Source organism: Microcystis sp. M083S1 (assembly GCF_020246405.1).
Lineage (GTDB): Bacteria > Cyanobacteriota > Cyanobacteriia > Cyanobacteriales > Microcystaceae > Microcystis > Microcystis aeruginosa_C.
Window position 1 is genome coordinate 1 of the sequence record NZ_JADBTB010000225.1, and the last position, 15,900, is coordinate 15,900.

The following is a 15,900-nucleotide window of genomic DNA, read 5'->3' on the forward strand; positions in this document are numbered from 1 at the left end:
GGTGGCACACAAGCCAAAATTAGAGGCAATTAGCATCGATTCTAGAATTAGTCCTGCTAATTCTAACGATTCTCGTAAAGCTGCTGCTAATAGGGGTTGCAAGTTGTTGTCCACAGGTTCGTCAGGTAGAATAAAATCATCTGGCAGTTTTTCCCAGGTGATTGGCGGTGATTTTTTGAACAAATTAATTGTAGATGGTGTCATTGTCGTAAACAGTCCTTCCTATATTTAATAAGCTCTCATAAACTGTCCACGACTAAGTAGGTGCATTAAATTAATTATAAAATAGACCTGTAGGTGGACAATGCCTGCAATTATTTCATACACTATCATCAACTTCAACTCCTAGCGCTCTTAATTTTGCTGCCAAGCGTTCGGCTCGTTGCTTTTCCTGCTCGGCCAACTCCTCTATGGTGGGGAGCAATTGCCCCTCTGCTGTTGCCCAACGTAGCCAAGTAATCGGCTCTTGTTCATCCCCATAAATTCCCTGCCACCGCACTAACACCAGCCCTAATATTTTGCTGCTGAACCTGCCTTGAGCATCTGGGTTTAAAGATTTATAAACACCCCCTTCTAAGCGATGTCCCGCTAAATCTTCTGGGTCGAAGGGATCATACCAAAAGTATTCTGTCACCCGTAAGCGATTCTGATAGATGAGCTTTTTCTCTTCTTTATCTTTTTTCGCTGTACTTTCAGAGAGCAACTCAATCACCACATCAGGAGCTTTTTCTTCTTCCCAGACGACCCAGCTTTTCCTTTCTTTTCGAGGCACGTCCACAACGACAAATACATCAGGTCCGCGATAATCTTCGTTCCGCACTTGATTGGGGCTAAAGTAAACAAACATATTGCCTCCGACAAACGCTTCCCGTCCCTGGGTTTTTAACCACCAGGAGAGAGGTCTAACTAATAACTGCATTTGCAGTCCGTGTCGCTGGGTTTCCATGGGAATACCATCATCAGAAGGTAGCTCATCTTGGGTCGGTGGTAGCTTGATCCCTTGTGGGTTAGCTGCAATTAGGAGGGTTTCTTGAGCCATTGGTTAGGTTGGGGTGAACAACTGATGCCACTTTCCTATCATAAACCATCATCAATGTCAACATAATTGCGATCGCAATTGTGCTGCCAAGCACTCGGCTCGTTTTAGGTTATATGATTTTGTCAAGATTCTCTCACTTTATTACAGTTCTAATCTTTTATGTAAATATTACAATTTCTCAGGATAGGGTCATCTATGTTTTTCCCTGACTCTACAAGTTTGTAATTATTCTCATAGAGTAATTGTAAAAAAGTGCCATAAAGATTTTCTTTTATGAAAGGTACATTTATGGGACATAGGGTGACAATTGGATTGAATTTCTTGAGAGCATCAATAAAACGGGACTGAAAAGAATTGTCCCCAGGGAAAATAGAAGCTATCTCGGGATAGAACAATACTTTTCTGTTTTTGTGAAGATAATAATAGGATTCAAATAAACCTGAAAGGAGAATTGATGGTCGGTTTAATTGCTTTTCTAATGTATCTACTCTCTCAGACAAGCTGGCTAAAGCAGACATTTGCGAATAGCTTTTAGGGAATTGGAAATTGGATATCGTTGCGGGTATAAATTTTACACAAGCGATTAGGGACATAATAATAAAAGGCATGATTAATACACTGATCAGGGAGAGTCTTAATAAATCAAAAGAATTGGGCAATAGGATTGGCAAAAATTCCCTAAATTCCATTTTATTCTCCATCAATTCTGGGTCAGATTCAGACATTTTTTTTCGATAAGAACTAAAGGCATAATCAATCAAACAACCATAGGAAAGAAAGAAGGGAAGTGATACAGATATCAAATTCCAAGGATGACTTCTATTGACAAAATACAAGAGGCTAACTATTCCCCAGATAGCAATTACAAAACGATACTTAGCGTTTTTATCCTCAATGGAACTCTGAAAAGATTGTATGACGTTAAAACCGTAAACAACCATAAATATCATCCATATATTATCTGGAAAAGGCAAACCTAGAAAGCCAGAGCCAAATTTAAGAATAGAACTCGTATAGTTATAAAAATTGATAAATTCTCCAGCAATAATTCTAAAGCCAAAAATAATTACGAGAATGATAATTACAAAATTTATACTAAATCCCGTTAATTTTTTAATCATGTTTTTTGCGCTAAAACCATCTAATTTCAACTCGTTCCAAATGTAAATAAAGAAGTACATGATCAAGACAGAGATACCAGAATCAAGATTACTTAATAGAGCCATTGCCACTAGAAAATCTAGGAGCAAATCTCGTAAGTTAATTATTAAAAATCCCGTAGAAAAAGTAACTTTATCAAAAAACTTTTTTTCAGATATATACAACAAAGTAACCAGCAAAAGACAAGGAAATAAAGTTCTTAAAGGAAAATATTGAAAGTATAAATCTTGGCTTACTACCTTTCCATAAAAATAACTCCAAAATAGGCAGCTAATAAATACCAAAATTCTGATCAATGGATTTTTGCAGATAGCCTTAGCTATTAAATAGTAAAGAATAATCTGAAGAGCAATCAAACTACATACAACAATTTTAATAGACAATAGACTATTTCCCATTAATCGTGATAGTAGACCAAGCCAAAGATAATATCCACCATATAAACTTTTAAATCCATCGTCAACAAGGGGAATAAAAGGGGAATCACCATTAATGGCAGCTAATGGGAAGAGAACCACATTAAAATGGTAGTTCGATGTATCAGTATAAACCAGACTCCAAGCAACTGATGTCACCGTCACTAAAACTCCAATAAAAACTATATTTTCAATCAATAATGTTCTCACAAATTTACGAAGGGAAAATAAATGTAATAGAAAAAAGAAAATAACTGTTAAAATTAATGCAACTGGAATTAGCAACGAAAAATTCAAGCTTGATAAATAAGTTGTCAGCTTATCTGAGTTGGATGACATCTCGGGTATGATATATAACCCGAGACTTTGACCAGATCCTTGGGTAAAGATTCTTTGAATTGCTATCGTGTTGAAAACAAGACCAAGTCCCCACGAAAATAAAAACTCAAGATTACGACTTTGATTTGTGACTTGCCAATTATTGATTATTTTTGATAAAATAGAACTTGAATAGTTCAAAACTTTACCCAAGAATATAGGTAAAACAACAATTGAAGTTAAAACCAATAGATACCACATTGCTTCATAACTTTCATTTCCTTTCAAGCTCTCAAATCTTGTGGTAAGAAGATAATTTACATCAATAAAAATAAGTAGGAACGCTCCTACTCCTTTAAGCCATTGATCGATCATATTTTTGTTCATTTGATACATTTTATTTTCCTCTTTATTTATTGTCTTTTACAATTTGGATTAAAGAACATCGCTAGGTAACTCTTAATCAAAGTTGACTCGCGCTCTCTCTACCACTAGAGGTCTTTTTAAGCTTCGTCTATTTATCAAACCAATGTATTCTCCTAAAATACCTATAAAAAATAACTGTACAGAAGAAAAAAGAAACAATCCGATAATGATCGCCGCTATTCCTATGGGGAAAAGGTTCCAAAACAGAAGCTTCAAAATCAAAGTCACCAGACCGACCAGAAAACTCACTAGAGATAGAGCGAACCCGATCATTGTCGCCAATCTTAGCGGAAAATTAGAATAGGTAGTGATGCCCAGCATTGCCAGATCGTACATTCGATAAAAATTAAAACTACTCTTACCTCGTTTTCGGACTTTCTGATGATACTCGATTTTAGCACTCTTAAAACCGACTTCTGAAATAAGACCCTTTAAGTAGGGATAAGGATCATCGATCAAACGCAATGCTTCTATCACTTTGTGATCATATAAACCGAAGCCGGTAAAATTAGAAGTTAAGTCAATCTCTTCTGATAGGGTTCTAACTAAAAAATAATAAAATCTTCTCACACTATAGACCAAATAGTTCTCTTGACTAGATCTTTTAATTCCTTTAACAACTTGATAGCCTTCCTCCCATTTTTCTAAAAAATCGACGATTAGTTCGGGAGGATCTTGACAATCGGCGAAGACTAAAATAACCGCATCTCCAGTTCCTTGTAAGAGGCCGTAATAGGTAGAACGAACAAAGCCAAAATTCCTAGCGTTAATGATAATTTTGACTCTAGAGTCGCTTTGAGAGATTTGCTCTAATATACTGACTGTTTTATCTTGAGAGTCATTATCGATAAAAATATGCTCGTATTCATATTTTTCTAATCTTGCAAAAATCTCTTTGACCTCAGTATATGAAAACTCAACATTATCTTGTTCATTGTAGCAAGGAGTAACAACACTAATTAATTTTTTACTCATCTTAAATTTCCTCAATTTTATTTATGTTTAAATGGTCTTTATACCATTCAATTGTATTTTTTAATCCCGTCGTTAAATTATATTTAGGTGTCCAATCGGTCTTTTTTCTAAGCAACTCATTATTAGCACAAATAAACATGGGATCATTGGGACGGTAAGGTAAAGCACCCAGATGAATTAAATCAGGTTTACCTAATAAATTACCAAGTTCAAGTGCTATTTGTCCAACGGTTACAGGTTGACCAGAACCAACATTAACTACACCTGAAACGTTGCTCTTCGCAACTGCCCAAATTGCTGATGCTATATCCTCAACATGAAGGAAATCCAGAACTTGTTCACCTTTAGTTGTTTTTACCACTTCATCCCGCAGCAGTGAACAAATAACCGACGGAATTAACCGTCGCTCATCCTCCATTGGACCATACTGATAAAACAAACGAACCCATGTTAACTCTACTTCGGCGCTCTGGGCTAGTTGTTGTAAAATAGTGAATAGTGCCACCTTGGTCGCTGCATATAAGGTGATGGGTTTTGTCGGACTTGATTCAGAAAAATATCCTAGATTGAAATCATACTCAAAACAAGTCCCTATACCCACAAACCGCTTACAACCTACTTCAGCTAGTTGAGAGAATAAATTGAGACTTGCCTGGAATGAATTCAAGTTTTCCCGAGAATTTAGTTGTTTTCCTGACCCAACATACCAAGCTAAGTGAATACACAATTCGGGCTTGATTTTCTGTAAATAAGCATTCACTGTTTCAAATGCTACTAAGTCAGATTGCCATAAATGTAGTGATGGGAGAATATCTTGAATTCGCCATTGTTCGCCGTTTTCTCGCACAAGTGCGTGTACCTCACACCCTTCGGCTATTAGAAGCCTTGCTACATGGGAACCAACAAAACCACTTGCACCGGTAATCAATACTTTCATATTTTGGGTCTTCTCGACTTTCTGTAATAATCAGGGCGCACCATTCCTAGAAGTCTTGCCTAGCAAGACTTTGAAGATTATACTTCTGTAAAATTATCCCTATTCTTCTTCCTTCCACACAGAAACGAGAAGAGCCGCCATATTTTCCTTAACCTGAAATTTTGTCCCAAAAGTTGGGGAATTTTATTGGCCATGACAAAATTCTCGGATAGTCGTTGCTACATAGGTTAACATCTCCTCGGTTAATCCGGGATAAATGCCCAGCCAAAAAACACTACTCATGATTTTATCGGCATTACTTAAATCCCCAATAACTCGATAATTTAACCCCTTATAAAGAGGTTGTCGCAATAAATTTCCTCCAAATAATAGCCTTGTGCCGATGCGTTTTTCCTCCAAATGCTTAACTAAATCATTGCGGCTAAAAGGCGCATTTTCCTTTACAAAAATCGGAAACCCGAACCAACTCGGTTCAGAATCGGGGCTGGCTTCAGGCAGAATTAAAACATCTTGAAGCTCCTGTAACTTTTGATGCAAAAAGTCGAAATTTTCCCGACGCTTTTTGATAAATCCGGGCAATTTATCCAGTTGCGCTACCCCGACGGCGGCTTGCATATCGGTCATCTTTAGGTTATAACCCACATGAGAATAGGTGTACTTATGGTCATAGCCAAAGGGCAAATCTCCTAACTGCCAACCGAAGCGCTTATTACAGGTATTATCTACCCCCGGAGGACACCAACAATCTCTCCCCCAGTCACGGAATGACTCGACAATCTTTTTCAAGCGGGTATCGCTGGTTAAAACGGCGCCCCCTTCTCCCATAGTCATGTGATGAGCAGGATAAAAGCTAACCGTTGCTAAATGCCCAAAGGTGCCAGTTTTTTGCCCTTTATAAAGACTTCCCACCGCATCACAGTTATCCTCAACCACCCAGAGGTCATGTTTTTCGGCAAAAGCCATCACCGCTTCTAAATTAAAGGGATTTCCCAGGGTATGAGCAATCATAATCGCTTTAGTCTTCTCTGACAAGGCCGATTCCAGTTGCTCGATGTCGAGGTCATAACCGGGTAATTTAACGTCTAAAAAGACGGGAATTAGCTGATTTTGAAAGATGGGATTAACTGTAGTCGGGAAACCTGCGGCGACGGTAATGACTTCATCCCCCGGTTTAAGTTGTTTTTCCCCCAGTTTAGGGGAAGTTAAGGCACTTAAAGCCACTAAATTGGCTGAAGAACCCGAATTGACTAATAAACAATGTTTTACCCCCATCCACTGGGCAAAACGTTCCTCAAATTCTGCCGCGTATCTGCCCGTCGTTAACCAAAAATCTAGGGAAGAATCCACTAATTTGACTAATTCTTGCTGATCAAATACTTTACCCGATGCCGGAATATAGGTCTGCCCCGCCACAAAAGCCCGGGGTTGGAATTTGTGCTTATAGTATTCTTGTACGGCTTGAAAGACTTGCTCTCGCAGTTCTGTTTCAGTATTGGTATTGGGGGGAGAAATAGATTGAGTCATGGTTAATTTCCTTTCAGGGGAGAAATTTGAACTTAATTATCACTTAATTTGCACTATTATCAGCCTTGAATTCGCTAATCGATCAAACAACTTTGATAATATTCGATTTGTTGGCGGGTAAGGTCTTGGAATTGTGCTTTATCTTCAGAGTCCATTTGAGCCGCTTGATAGTACCATGTCACGGTTTCCTTGAGGGTTTGCCGAAAATCCCAGACTGGTTGCCATTTTAGGGTATGAAAAGCCTTATCTGTGACTAGATTAAGCAATTTAGCCTCATGAACAGCATTCGGATCACTTTGATCGAGCCAAGTCCCTGGCCAAAGTTGTAGAATAGACTCAACTAACTCTTTAACCGGGCGATTAGAAGTCAGAGACGGACCGAAATTAAACGCCCCATATAACCCCCGGCTGTCTTGCTGCCAGTTAGCCGTCATCAACTGCTCATAAATAGACTCAGCTAACCGTAAATAGCCCCCTAAAGGCTCTAAAACGTGCTGCCAAGGGCGAGTCGCTAGAGGGTTCCGCACCGGAATTGGTTCCGACTTCATCAAGGCCCGCATGGCATCGGGTACAATCCGGTCTAGGGACCAATCTCCGCCACCGATGACATTTCCGGCCCTGGCGCTGGCAATGCCGATGGGGGTTTGAGGGGTTTTAAAGAAGGAACTGCGCCAAGATGCGATCGCCAATTCCGCCCCAGCTTTGCTAGAACTATAGGGATCGTAACCCCCTAAGGGGTCATTTTCCCGATAACCATAGACCCATTCCCGATTCTCATAGCACTTATCGCTAGTAATAAACACGGCGGCACAGGGATGAGTCAGGCTTTTGAGGGCCTCTAAAACGTGAATAGTCCCCATAACATTTGTGTTCCACGTTTCCACCGACTCAAGATAAGAAAGCCGCACTAGGGGTTGTGCCGCTAAATGAAAGACTACATCCGGTTGCCATGAAGCGATTAAACGAGTCACTAACTCAGGCTCTCGAATATCTCCTATATGGTGACTCAGGTTTTGAGCTAAGTCTAATTGGTCAAATAAGGCGGGGGTGGTATTGGGAGCTAAACTGAGGCCTTTTACCTCTGCTCCTAGATGGAGTAACCAAAACCCCAGCCAAGACCCCTTAAAGCCCGTATGACCAGTAATAAAGACTTTTTTGCCCGGCCAAAATGCTTTCTTTACCATATTTTCCATCTAGCTTGTCCAGTGTCATAAAGGTGATTGAGCATTTCCATTTCTCGGTAAGTATCCATACACTGCCAAAACCCTTCATGCTTATAGACGGCGAGTTCTCCCAAGGCAGCCAGGGTTCTTAGGGGCTGTGCTTCAAAAGTCGTCGCATCCCCCTCAATTAAATCCAAAACCTTGCGATTTAAGACAAAATACCCCCCATTAATCCATCCTTCAGCCGTTTGGGGCTTTTCTTGGAACTGAGTGACTAAATTACCCTCAATGATTAACTCGCCAAAGCGAGAAGAAGGACGAACCGCCGTCATCGTGGCTAATTTCCCATGGGAGTAATGGAAATCCAACAGATCCGCAATATTCACATCACAAACCCCGTCCCCATAGGTGGCCAAAAAGATCTCGCTTCCACTTCTCTCTATGTAAGGGGTGAGACGTTTAAGACGGCCTCCCGTCATGGTTTCGGGTCCCGTATCAATTAACCAAATACGCCAGTCTTCCTCCTGGTGTCCACTATCGAGTTTGGTCACTTTTTTATTGCCTAACTCTAAGAGGACATCACTTTGATTCCAATCATAGTTAAAGAAATAGTCCCGGATTATTTCCCCTTTGTACCCTAGACAGAGCATAAAGTCAGTTAACCCATATTGGGCATAAGTTTTCATGATATGCCAAATAATCGGTCGATTTCCGATGGCAATCATCGGCTTAGGTCGAAATTCGGTTTCTTCCCGCAGTCGGGTTCCTTTGCCACCACACAAGATGGCCACGGGAATATTAGACTTATAGTCCTTAACTGTTAAACTGACCGATTGTATTACCATTGGATTATATAGTGAATGGTCTTGAGAGTGACATCATCTTATCGAGGCAGTTTAACACGGGGTTCCCAATCTTGGACAAGATTTGTCTAAAAAAATTTTTGTTGAGGGGGTGTACGCAGTTTATAGTTAAACAGTCCCTTGAATCTTATGGCAGTTGTCCTAATGGTGAGGTACGAGGTTTTGGTTTTCGGGACTCGTCCGTCAGCCAGCGATGCTAAATCAGGTTATACCTCATCTTGAGCGGCAAAGCTAAATTCCAACCGAGTAGGACTAGAAATTTGCGCTACCATGCCAAGATAAATATTCGGGGATACGGTCGCAAAGCTACTAGACAATTTTAGGATAAAAATACCGACACTTATGGGGAAATCAATCAATAAAGTCCGAGTAACAGCACTGATTTTAGGGATTCTAGCGATCGCCTTTGCCTTTTTCACCAGGATTGTCAGTATTTTTGAATATGTTACCTTCGATATCGGACCCGATCCCGATCAGATTAGCGGTGGTTACTTTTGGATGGATATGTGGAAGGGAAACTTTCCTCAATTAGGACCTGCGGGGGGGGTGGAAAATATGGATTCGTAATTCCTCCCCTCTATGGTTATTTAGCGTTCCCTCTGACAATTTTCGGTACCGCTCCCGAATTTCAAGTCCTTACCAATGGTCTATTTTCTTTTCTATCGATTCCGCTCTTAATCTACTTTGTTTATCAACTTTTGGAAAATGTAGAAAAAGATAAACGTCTTCTCCTGTCCAGTTTGGCAGGATTTTGGTATAGCACGATTTATGCGGACTATTTTATTAATAATTTTTCCTGGGCCCCTAGCCCAATACCCTTTTTCCTGCTCGTTTTTGCTTTACTCTATCGATTCCAGATGGAAACGAGTAAGCCGCTGCTCTATCAGGCTATAGCTTGGATATTCTTCGGGATTACTGTCGCTATATTGGTGAGTTTACACACCACCACGATGTTAATTATCCCAGCGACTTCTGTTATTGCCTGTCTATGGTTTGTTTATCGAAATCGCAAGAATACTATTAAATGTCTTTTGCCTTTTCTATCGATTCTCTCGGCAAATCTCGCCTTATTTATGTATTGGCACAGTGAGATCGTTCGGAATTTCGCTAATACGAGGGGAATCGTGAGAGCACTCACGGCGAAGGGGGCGAGCGGTGAACCATCGAGCAATCTGTTCACTCGTCTATTTAAAGCAATTTGGGAAACGGTTTATCTGGGCAATCAAGTATTTTTTTTGAATGACAATATATCGATTTTCAATGTCGTAGTTTCGGTTATTTTTTTCGGCATTTCTCTATACATAGTCATCAAAAAATATCGAGGCAATAAAACACTGATCGGCTTTTTGGCGATTACTTGGATAATTTTTCTCTATGCTTCCTCTAATTATCCTGATGAGCATTTTTATTCCCATCGTAAAATCTTACTCTGGTTTGCTCCTATCCTCTTGGCGATCTCTAGTCTGGCCTATCTAAACTTTACTAAGACTTTCCACAGGATCCTCGCTCTAGTTCTAGCAATTATCATCGGCTATTCTATCGCAACTAATCTCTATTTCAATCAACGTTATCTTGCCAGTAAATACGGTTCCTAAAGGCTCCTATCCGTGGCCGATACAGTGGCAATTATCAATCAGATTCCGGTCGGTTTAACCCTTTGTGATCCAGCCAAGAAAGGCAAAAGAAAAGAGCATGGTCAGTACGATTATATCGATACCTTTATGACCAAAAGAGAGCTAAAGATCACCAATGCCTGCCCATCGGGTAGTTATTACATCCAGCCGAAATTTAAAATGGCTATCCAAATGAACGATTTATTTCCAATTTTTACCCTCGTCAAAACTCCCCCTCTCGATCGCCCGATGACTTCCCTTCTGGAAACCCCAGAAGCCTATCTCTATAAAATCGAGTAGAAATACCTCAACCATGATAGCGGAATTGAATCGGGATATTCTTAGGAAGTTTTCCTTTTAGGGAGTCGGTTGTCGGTAGTCAGCAATAAGCTGTACTGCATTTGAACTGGGCATGGGAATTTTTAGTACAAATGCTCGCACTATCCTTACTCATAGACAGTCTTAACAAGTGCTTTAGATAGTCAACAGCTTATTACCGGTGATTACCTCACCTTGGCGGCGTATTATTGACAATATTGAGCGCATAAAGGCGAAAACGCTCTAGATCTGCTTGCAGAGTTGATTCCACCACTCGACCGAGGAAAAGATTATCCATCAATTTTCCTAACCAACCGGGTATAGCATAGGATGCTGTCAGTCGCACAATACTCCTACCATGACGGTCATAAAAACGAATTGCCCCGCGGTTAGGCAACCCGTCCACGGATTCCCATTGAATCATCTGGTGGGGGACAATTTTCAGTATCCGTGACAACCAAGTAAATTCTAGACCACCACTGGCTAACTTCCAACGGGAAAGCTCTGGCTCCTCCTCGAGAATTTTCACCGATTCGATCCATTTCATCCACTGGGGCATTTGTTCTAAATCTGACCATAGCTCCCAAACCAGATCGATCGGCGCGTCCACTTCTACCTGTACACTATGTTCTAACCAAGTCATTCGTTAATTCTGGCGATGCTGAATATTTCTATGATAACGGCTATTAGTCTTTAGCCTTTGACTCAATGATAAAATAAAAACAATCTTCGCGGTTTAATTTTACTATGTTAATCAGAAACCTGCTCGAATGTGAGGAATTCATCGCCGGTGATCATACCCGATTGCGCGAGTTATTGCATCCCGATAAACAACCGTTAAATCTACGTTATAGTTTAGCCCATGCGCGGGTAGATGTGGGGGAAACTTCTACTCCCCACGCTTTAAAAACTGCGGAAGTTTATTATATTATGCAAGGACAAGGGGAAATGCACATCGATGAGGAAGTGCAATTAGTGACTGTCGGTGCCGCCATTTATATACCTCCTCTAGCTAAACAATATATTCATAATTGTGGGGAGGAACCATTAGTTTTCTTGTGCATTGTCGATCCTGCTTGGCGAGTAGAAGACGAAATTATTTTTGAGTAAAACTAATGAAGATTGGCATTATCGGACTGGGTTTAATCGGTGGTTGCTTGGGTTTAGATTTTCGATCACAAGCTTATAAGGTTTTGGGAGTTTCTCGTCAACAATCCACTTGTGATATCGCCGTAGAAAAAGGAGTGGTAGATGAATCTAGTACCAGTTTAGAATTATTGGCTACTGCCGATTTAATCTTTATTTGTACTCCCATACATTTACTTGTGCCAACTTTGGAAAAATTAACTCCCTATTTAAAAAAACAGGCAATTGTCACCGATGTGGGATCGGTTAAAGGGGCAATTGTGACCAATTGTAGTCGATTATGGCCGAATTTTGTCGGTGGTCATCCTATGGCTGGGAAAACTGAACAGGGAATTAATGCAGCACAATTGGGTTTATTTGTCAATACCCCCTATCTGATTACTCCCCTTGAATCTACTCCTCATTTTGCCGTGGAAATCTTAACCGAAATAGTACAAAAATTAGGCTGTAAAATTTATTATTCTTCCCCCGAAGAACACGATCGAGCCGTGGCCTGGATTTCCCATCTGCCAGTAATGATTAGTACCAGTTTAATCCAAGCTTGTGCGAAAGAACAAGACCTGAATATTCGCCAATTAGCGGAAAATTTAGCTAGTTCCGGTTTTCGCGATACCAGTCGCGTCGGTGGTGGCAATCCCGAATTAGGTTTAATGATGGCTAAATACAATAGTCAAGCTTTATTGATATCCTTGACAAATTATCGGCAAAATCTTGATGAAATTATTGACTATATTGCAGGAGAAAAATGGCAGGAACTAGAGAAAATTCTCGTTTATAGTAATCAATATCGAGACAATTTTATTCAATAAAAATACCATTTTCCCCCTAGCAATTATCCCACGGCACTGTATCATAGATTTATACTCAGCAACCCAATGAAATGATATGACCACCTTTTTCGACTTTGAAGCCGAATTTGTTGACTCCTTACGTTGTATACCGATGACCGTGAGAATGAAACTAGATACCTGTGGAGTTAAATTAAAATTATCCCATTGGATGCAGTTGGGTCAACCGGAAAGAATGGTATTAGTTAATATGGCTTGTACGACGGCAGCAGAAGCCAAAATCTATCGAGATTTTCTGCAAAAATTAATCACCGAAAAAACTGGCAATCCCCCAGGAAAACTGGCAATAGATCCGCATCCCGCTTGGCTAGATGATAGCCAGATACCCGATACAGTCCGAGAAAAAGCCAGAGAATTCCAGATCGAAATTAGTTTAGAACAATGGCAAAAATTGCAACCATCCCAACGGTTTGCCCTGATTAAACTCAGTCGTCCTGGTCACGAAAATCTCAACTTCTATCCAGCCATCAAAGAGTTCCATATAGTCGATTCCTAACTGAAGAACCGATGCCATATTAATTAAGTTTCTTTCTACCTTACTGTGATGACAAGCAAAATGACGATCAAGGGGTATAAAATTAAATAAATTGCAGTAACTTGCTGCTCTCTTAATAAAAATGATAATTAATGTCCTATTCTTGAAAAATAATTAGACAGTTTCCATCCAGTCAAAAACTTGATTCAATTGCGACAAATCGATTAAACCGTACTGCCATAAAACCATCGGCAAAGAACCCACCGATGCTTCACAGAGACGCACAGCCATATCGAGGGAACGGGGGGAAATTGCTAATTTCTCCAAGAGGAAAGTGCGGAGTTGTTTTTGTTGATGAGCTTCCATGGTTAAGGATCATTTATAACGACAATCTGATTATTGAATAACTTATTCTCTATTAAAAAGAGATGCTTCCCTCACGGGGATCACCCAATTGGGTGATTTTGTTTAACCATCAGAATAATTTAAGGATTTATCCAGAATATGTCCTACTATCCCGAAATTGCTAGTGGGGATATCAACACTTCCTTGAGGCAGAAAAACGAGAAAGGGGAGCTTTTGGGATAAGCTATTGATAACCTAGTTTTTGCTCGAGTAGGAGAGAATTGCCCCCAATGAGTCATGCTCCTCAAGTTTCCGTGACTATTCCTTGCTATAATCAAGGTCGCTATCTCGATGGTGCGATCGCATTTTTTAGTACAAAAATACCAAAACTTTTAAATCCTTGTCATCGATGATGGCTCCACAGAACCGGAAACCATCGAGATTTTACAAGATTATCAACAGCAAATGGACTATTAAGACAATTCTTTCTCAAGGGTACGAATTTTTAAATCGTTAAGCCAGAGGAGGTAGAAAGATGGGTAAACTTAATTAACAATCATCCTTGAAAATGTCTTGACTATCGTACCCGGAATGAGGTACTCTACGAAGATAGATAGGACGGTTATGCAATTAAGTCTGAATTGGCGTTTATGATGAATGGCAACTGGCAAAAAGATTATCCTTTACTGCCCGAATCTTTAAAGGAGTCAGATATCGAAAACAATTCAAGTTTAAAAAAAATGATTAATTTTATAGGAGGAAATAAGAAAGTTTTAGACGTAGGGTGCGCGACTGGTTATCTCGCACGCCTTCTTCGCGAAAAAGGGTGTTCTGTTATCGGAATTGAAATCAACCAAAAAGCGGCTGAAATAGCGAGGTCTTTTTGTGAAGAAGTCATTGCTGTCGATCTAGAAAGAGTTTCTCTAGCGGAAATTTTGAGTGATCGCTTGTTTGACGTGGTTGTATTTGGGGACATCCTAGAACATCTTCGCGATCCTTGGCGTATTTTGCAAGAAACTCACCAAGTTCTTGCTCCTAGTGGTTATGTGGTCGCATCAATTCCCAATATCGCGCACGGTAATATCCGTCTATCTTTGCTACAGGGAAACTTCGATTATCAAGAGGTAGGAATTTTAGACAATACTCATTTACGGTTTTTTACCCGTAAAACTCTCGAAGAATTATTTTTCGATACGGGGTATTCTATCGAGGCGACCGAACGAACACAGATGCCTTTTGAAAAAAGTTATTCGCATGATACATCTTTAGTCGAAAAACTCGAGAAAGAACCGGATATAGATACTCTTCAATTCATTGTACGGGCATTTCCCTCATCTCTAGAGAATCAACATAATTTACTTCGAGAAAACTATCGACAAAGTATAGATCGACTAGAAAGGACGAGGGAGGAACTAGAATCCACCCGCAGCCAGCTAGAAAAAACGCGGGAGGAATCTGGCTCTATCTCCTTGCAGTTGGAACAGACGCGGGAGGAACTAGAATCCACCCGCAGCCAGCTAGAAAAAACGCGGGAGGAATCTGACTCTATCTCCTTGCAGTTGGAACAGACGCGGGGGGAACTAGAATCCACCCGCAGCCAGCTAGAAAAAACGCGGGAGGAATCTGGCTCCATCTCCTTACAGTTGGAACAGACGCGGGAGGAATTACGACTAATCGGTCGGCGGTGGAAACAGTCACAATTCGATCTCGAGCAAGCGCAACAAGGATGGGGTCGCGCTCATAATATTATTGAGGCGATCGAGAGCAGTAAATTTTGGAAATTGCGTCAACTTTGGTTTCGAGTCAAACTAGCTTTAGGATTAAACGTAAAATAGAATTCAAATGAAAATGAACGATCAAACGAGCGAAAACGAACAGATTGTAGAGCGAACCGATTTACAGTTCCATCAGTCGAAACTTTTAGAAAAACAACAGAAACTAGAGCGTTTATACTTAAATAATACCCTGAAAAGGAGCTATCTTTCTCCTGTCAGGCCCTTTCGACAAATCCTGAAAATTGTCTACTGGACAATTACTTTTCAAATCGCCGATCGGTTGAAACGTCGCCAGATCGCCCACCTGATCGGGCGGAGCGGTCTATTCGATACGGGTTACTACTACCGACAAAATCCCGAAGTAGAAGCGCTCGGTATCGATCCCCTCGGCCATTATCTAGATGTTGGTGCGGCGAGCGGTCGCAATCCCCACCCCCTTTTCGATACGGAATACTACCTCAAAACCTGCCCGGAAGCGGCCGATTCCGGGATGAATCCTCTGGCGCACTACATAACGCTCGGTTCACTATCCGGTCGCAATCCCCACCCCCTTTTCGA

The 15,900-nt window shown here is 40.6% G+C and carries 17 protein-coding genes and 2 pseudogenes; 9 read left to right on the forward strand and 10 right to left on the reverse strand.

Annotation, left to right across the window (positions count from 1 at the left end):
- The 8 genes and pseudogenes from IM450_RS20555 to rfbF all read right to left on the reverse strand — a co-directional run.
- Positions 1-204 (reverse strand): annotated as a pseudogene (locus IM450_RS20555) (hypothetical protein); the annotation flags it as partial.
- Between the two features lie 115 nt (positions 205-319).
- Positions 320-1,039 carry a Uma2 family endonuclease gene (locus tag IM450_RS20560; RefSeq protein ID WP_287671063.1) on the reverse strand — a complete coding sequence of 240 codons (720 nt, stop codon included), beginning with the start codon at positions 1,037-1,039 and terminating at the stop codon, positions 320-322.
- Positions 1,040-1,188: 149 nt separating this feature from the next.
- A complete protein-coding gene (locus IM450_RS20565) occupies positions 1,189-3,330 on the reverse strand; it encodes a hypothetical protein (RefSeq protein ID WP_287671065.1) in 2,142 nt (713 codons plus the stop codon).
- Positions 3,331-3,393: 63 nt separating this feature from the next.
- On the reverse strand, positions 3,394-4,335 hold the full coding sequence (locus tag IM450_RS20570; RefSeq protein ID WP_287671067.1) for a glycosyltransferase family 2 protein: 942 nt from the start codon (positions 4,333-4,335) through the stop codon (positions 3,394-3,396).
- Between the two features lies 1 nt (position 4,336).
- A complete protein-coding gene (locus IM450_RS20575) occupies positions 4,337-5,272 on the reverse strand; it encodes an NAD-dependent epimerase/dehydratase family protein (protein WP_004268731.1) in 936 nt (311 codons plus the stop codon).
- A 183-nt stretch (positions 5,273-5,455) separates the two neighbouring features.
- Entirely contained in the window at positions 5,456-6,796 is a 1,341-nt protein-coding gene (gene rfbH, locus IM450_RS20580) for a lipopolysaccharide biosynthesis protein RfbH (RefSeq protein WP_066029960.1), read from the reverse strand.
- Positions 6,797-6,870: 74 nt separating this feature from the next.
- Positions 6,871-7,989 carry a CDP-glucose 4,6-dehydratase gene (rfbG, locus tag IM450_RS20585; RefSeq protein ID WP_287688707.1) on the reverse strand — a complete coding sequence of 373 codons (1,119 nt, stop codon included), beginning with the start codon at positions 7,987-7,989 and terminating at the stop codon, positions 6,871-6,873.
- Positions 7,974-8,804, reverse strand: a complete 831-nt coding sequence (rfbF, locus tag IM450_RS20590) for a glucose-1-phosphate cytidylyltransferase (protein WP_046662580.1) — start codon at positions 8,802-8,804, stop codon at positions 7,974-7,976. The genes rfbG and rfbF overlap by 16 nt, the downstream gene beginning before the upstream one ends.
- A gap of 360 nt (positions 8,805-9,164) precedes the next feature.
- Here rfbF and IM450_RS20595 point away from each other — a divergent pair, with 360 nt between their 5' ends.
- The 3 genes from IM450_RS20595 (at position 9,165) to IM450_RS20605 (ending at position 10,735) form a co-directional block, all read left to right on the forward strand.
- On the forward strand, positions 9,165-9,389 hold the full coding sequence (locus IM450_RS20595; protein WP_287671073.1) for a hypothetical protein: 225 nt from the start codon (positions 9,165-9,167) through the stop codon (positions 9,387-9,389).
- 131 nt (positions 9,390-9,520) lie between these two features.
- Complete coding sequence (locus tag IM450_RS20600; protein WP_287671075.1) at positions 9,521-10,417, forward strand: hypothetical protein; 897 nt, start codon at positions 9,521-9,523, stop codon at positions 10,415-10,417.
- Between the two features lie 12 nt (positions 10,418-10,429).
- On the forward strand, positions 10,430-10,735 hold the full coding sequence (locus IM450_RS20605; protein WP_287671076.1) for a hypothetical protein: 306 nt from the start codon (positions 10,430-10,432) through the stop codon (positions 10,733-10,735).
- 208 nt (positions 10,736-10,943) lie between these two features.
- Here the strand turns inward: IM450_RS20605 and IM450_RS20610 are convergent, their stop codons facing one another.
- Positions 10,944-11,396, reverse strand: coding sequence for an SRPBCC family protein (locus IM450_RS20610; RefSeq protein WP_004268743.1), 453 nt, complete (start codon positions 11,394-11,396; stop codon positions 10,944-10,946).
- Between the two features lie 104 nt (positions 11,397-11,500).
- Here IM450_RS20610 and IM450_RS20615 point away from each other — a divergent pair, with 104 nt between their 5' ends.
- The 3 genes from IM450_RS20615 (at position 11,501) to IM450_RS20625 (ending at position 13,243) form a co-directional block, all read left to right on the forward strand.
- Entirely contained in the window at positions 11,501-11,863 is a 363-nt protein-coding gene (locus tag IM450_RS20615) for a cupin domain-containing protein (protein WP_004268745.1), read from the forward strand.
- Positions 11,864-11,868: 5 nt separating this feature from the next.
- Positions 11,869-12,708, forward strand: coding sequence for a prephenate/arogenate dehydrogenase (locus tag IM450_RS20620; protein ID WP_287671079.1), 840 nt, complete (start codon positions 11,869-11,871; stop codon positions 12,706-12,708).
- Between the two features lie 76 nt (positions 12,709-12,784).
- On the forward strand, positions 12,785-13,243 hold the full coding sequence (locus tag IM450_RS20625; protein WP_287671081.1) for a nitrate reductase associated protein: 459 nt from the start codon (positions 12,785-12,787) through the stop codon (positions 13,241-13,243).
- Positions 13,244-13,396: 153 nt separating this feature from the next.
- Here IM450_RS20625 and IM450_RS20630 read toward each other — a convergent pair whose 3' ends face one another.
- On the reverse strand, positions 13,397-13,588 hold the full coding sequence (locus tag IM450_RS20630; RefSeq protein ID WP_002738067.1) for a DUF2949 domain-containing protein: 192 nt from the start codon (positions 13,586-13,588) through the stop codon (positions 13,397-13,399).
- 269 nt (positions 13,589-13,857) lie between these two features.
- On the opposite strand from IM450_RS20630, the gene IM450_RS20635 reads away from it, so the two are divergent.
- From IM450_RS20635 to IM450_RS20645, 3 genes and pseudogenes are all read left to right on the forward strand, one after another.
- Positions 13,858-13,980 carry a hypothetical protein gene (locus IM450_RS20635; RefSeq protein WP_287671083.1) on the forward strand — a complete coding sequence of 41 codons (123 nt, stop codon included), beginning with the start codon at positions 13,858-13,860 and terminating at the stop codon, positions 13,978-13,980.
- 237 nt (positions 13,981-14,217) lie between these two features.
- The gene (locus IM450_RS20640) at positions 14,218-15,402 is read left to right on the forward strand and encodes a methyltransferase domain-containing protein (RefSeq protein WP_287688708.1); all 1,185 of its coding nucleotides are present in this window, start codon (positions 14,218-14,220) and stop codon (positions 15,400-15,402) included.
- 13 nt (positions 15,403-15,415) lie between these two features.
- Positions 15,416-15,900, forward strand: a pseudogene (locus IM450_RS20645) (hypothetical protein); the annotation flags it as partial.

Excerpts from the sequence above, each read along its gene's own strand:
- IM450_RS20620 (WP_287671079.1), top strand. The coding sequence starts at position 11,869 with ATGAAGATTGGCATTATCGGACTGGGTTTAATCGGTGGTTGCTTGGGT.
- IM450_RS20575 (WP_004268731.1), bottom strand. The coding sequence starts at position 5,272 with ATGAAAGTATTGATTACCGGTGCAAGTGGTTTTGTTGGTTCCCATGTA.
- IM450_RS20595 (WP_287671073.1), top strand. The coding sequence starts at position 9,165 with ATGGGGAAATCAATCAATAAAGTCCGAGTAACAGCACTGATTTTAGGG.
- IM450_RS20635 (WP_287671083.1), top strand. The coding sequence starts at position 13,858 with ATGAGTCATGCTCCTCAAGTTTCCGTGACTATTCCTTGCTATAATCAA.
- IM450_RS20570 (WP_287671067.1), bottom strand. The coding sequence starts at position 4,335 with ATGAGTAAAAAATTAATTAGTGTTGTTACTCCTTGCTACAATGAACAA.
- IM450_RS20640 (WP_287688708.1), top strand. The coding sequence starts at position 14,218 with ATGATGAATGGCAACTGGCAAAAAGATTATCCTTTACTGCCCGAATCT.
- IM450_RS20615 (WP_004268745.1), top strand. The coding sequence starts at position 11,501 with ATGTTAATCAGAAACCTGCTCGAATGTGAGGAATTCATCGCCGGTGAT.
- IM450_RS20630 (WP_002738067.1), bottom strand. The coding sequence starts at position 13,588 with ATGGAAGCTCATCAACAAAAACAACTCCGCACTTTCCTCTTGGAGAAA.
- IM450_RS20565 (WP_287671065.1), bottom strand. The coding sequence starts at position 3,330 with ATGTATCAAATGAACAAAAATATGATCGATCAATGGCTTAAAGGAGTA.
- rfbF (WP_046662580.1), bottom strand. The coding sequence starts at position 8,804 with ATGGTAATACAATCGGTCAGTTTAACAGTTAAGGACTATAAGTCTAAT.
- rfbG (WP_287688707.1), bottom strand. The coding sequence starts at position 7,989 with ATGGAAAATATGGTAAAGAAAGCATTTTGGCCGGGCAAAAAAGTCTTT.
- rfbH (WP_066029960.1), bottom strand. The coding sequence starts at position 6,796 with ATGACTCAATCTATTTCTCCCCCCAATACCAATACTGAAACAGAACTG.
- IM450_RS20625 (WP_287671081.1), top strand. The coding sequence starts at position 12,785 with ATGACCACCTTTTTCGACTTTGAAGCCGAATTTGTTGACTCCTTACGT.
- IM450_RS20560 (WP_287671063.1), bottom strand. The coding sequence starts at position 1,039 with ATGGCTCAAGAAACCCTCCTAATTGCAGCTAACCCACAAGGGATCAAG.
- IM450_RS20610 (WP_004268743.1), bottom strand. The coding sequence starts at position 11,396 with ATGACTTGGTTAGAACATAGTGTACAGGTAGAAGTGGACGCGCCGATC.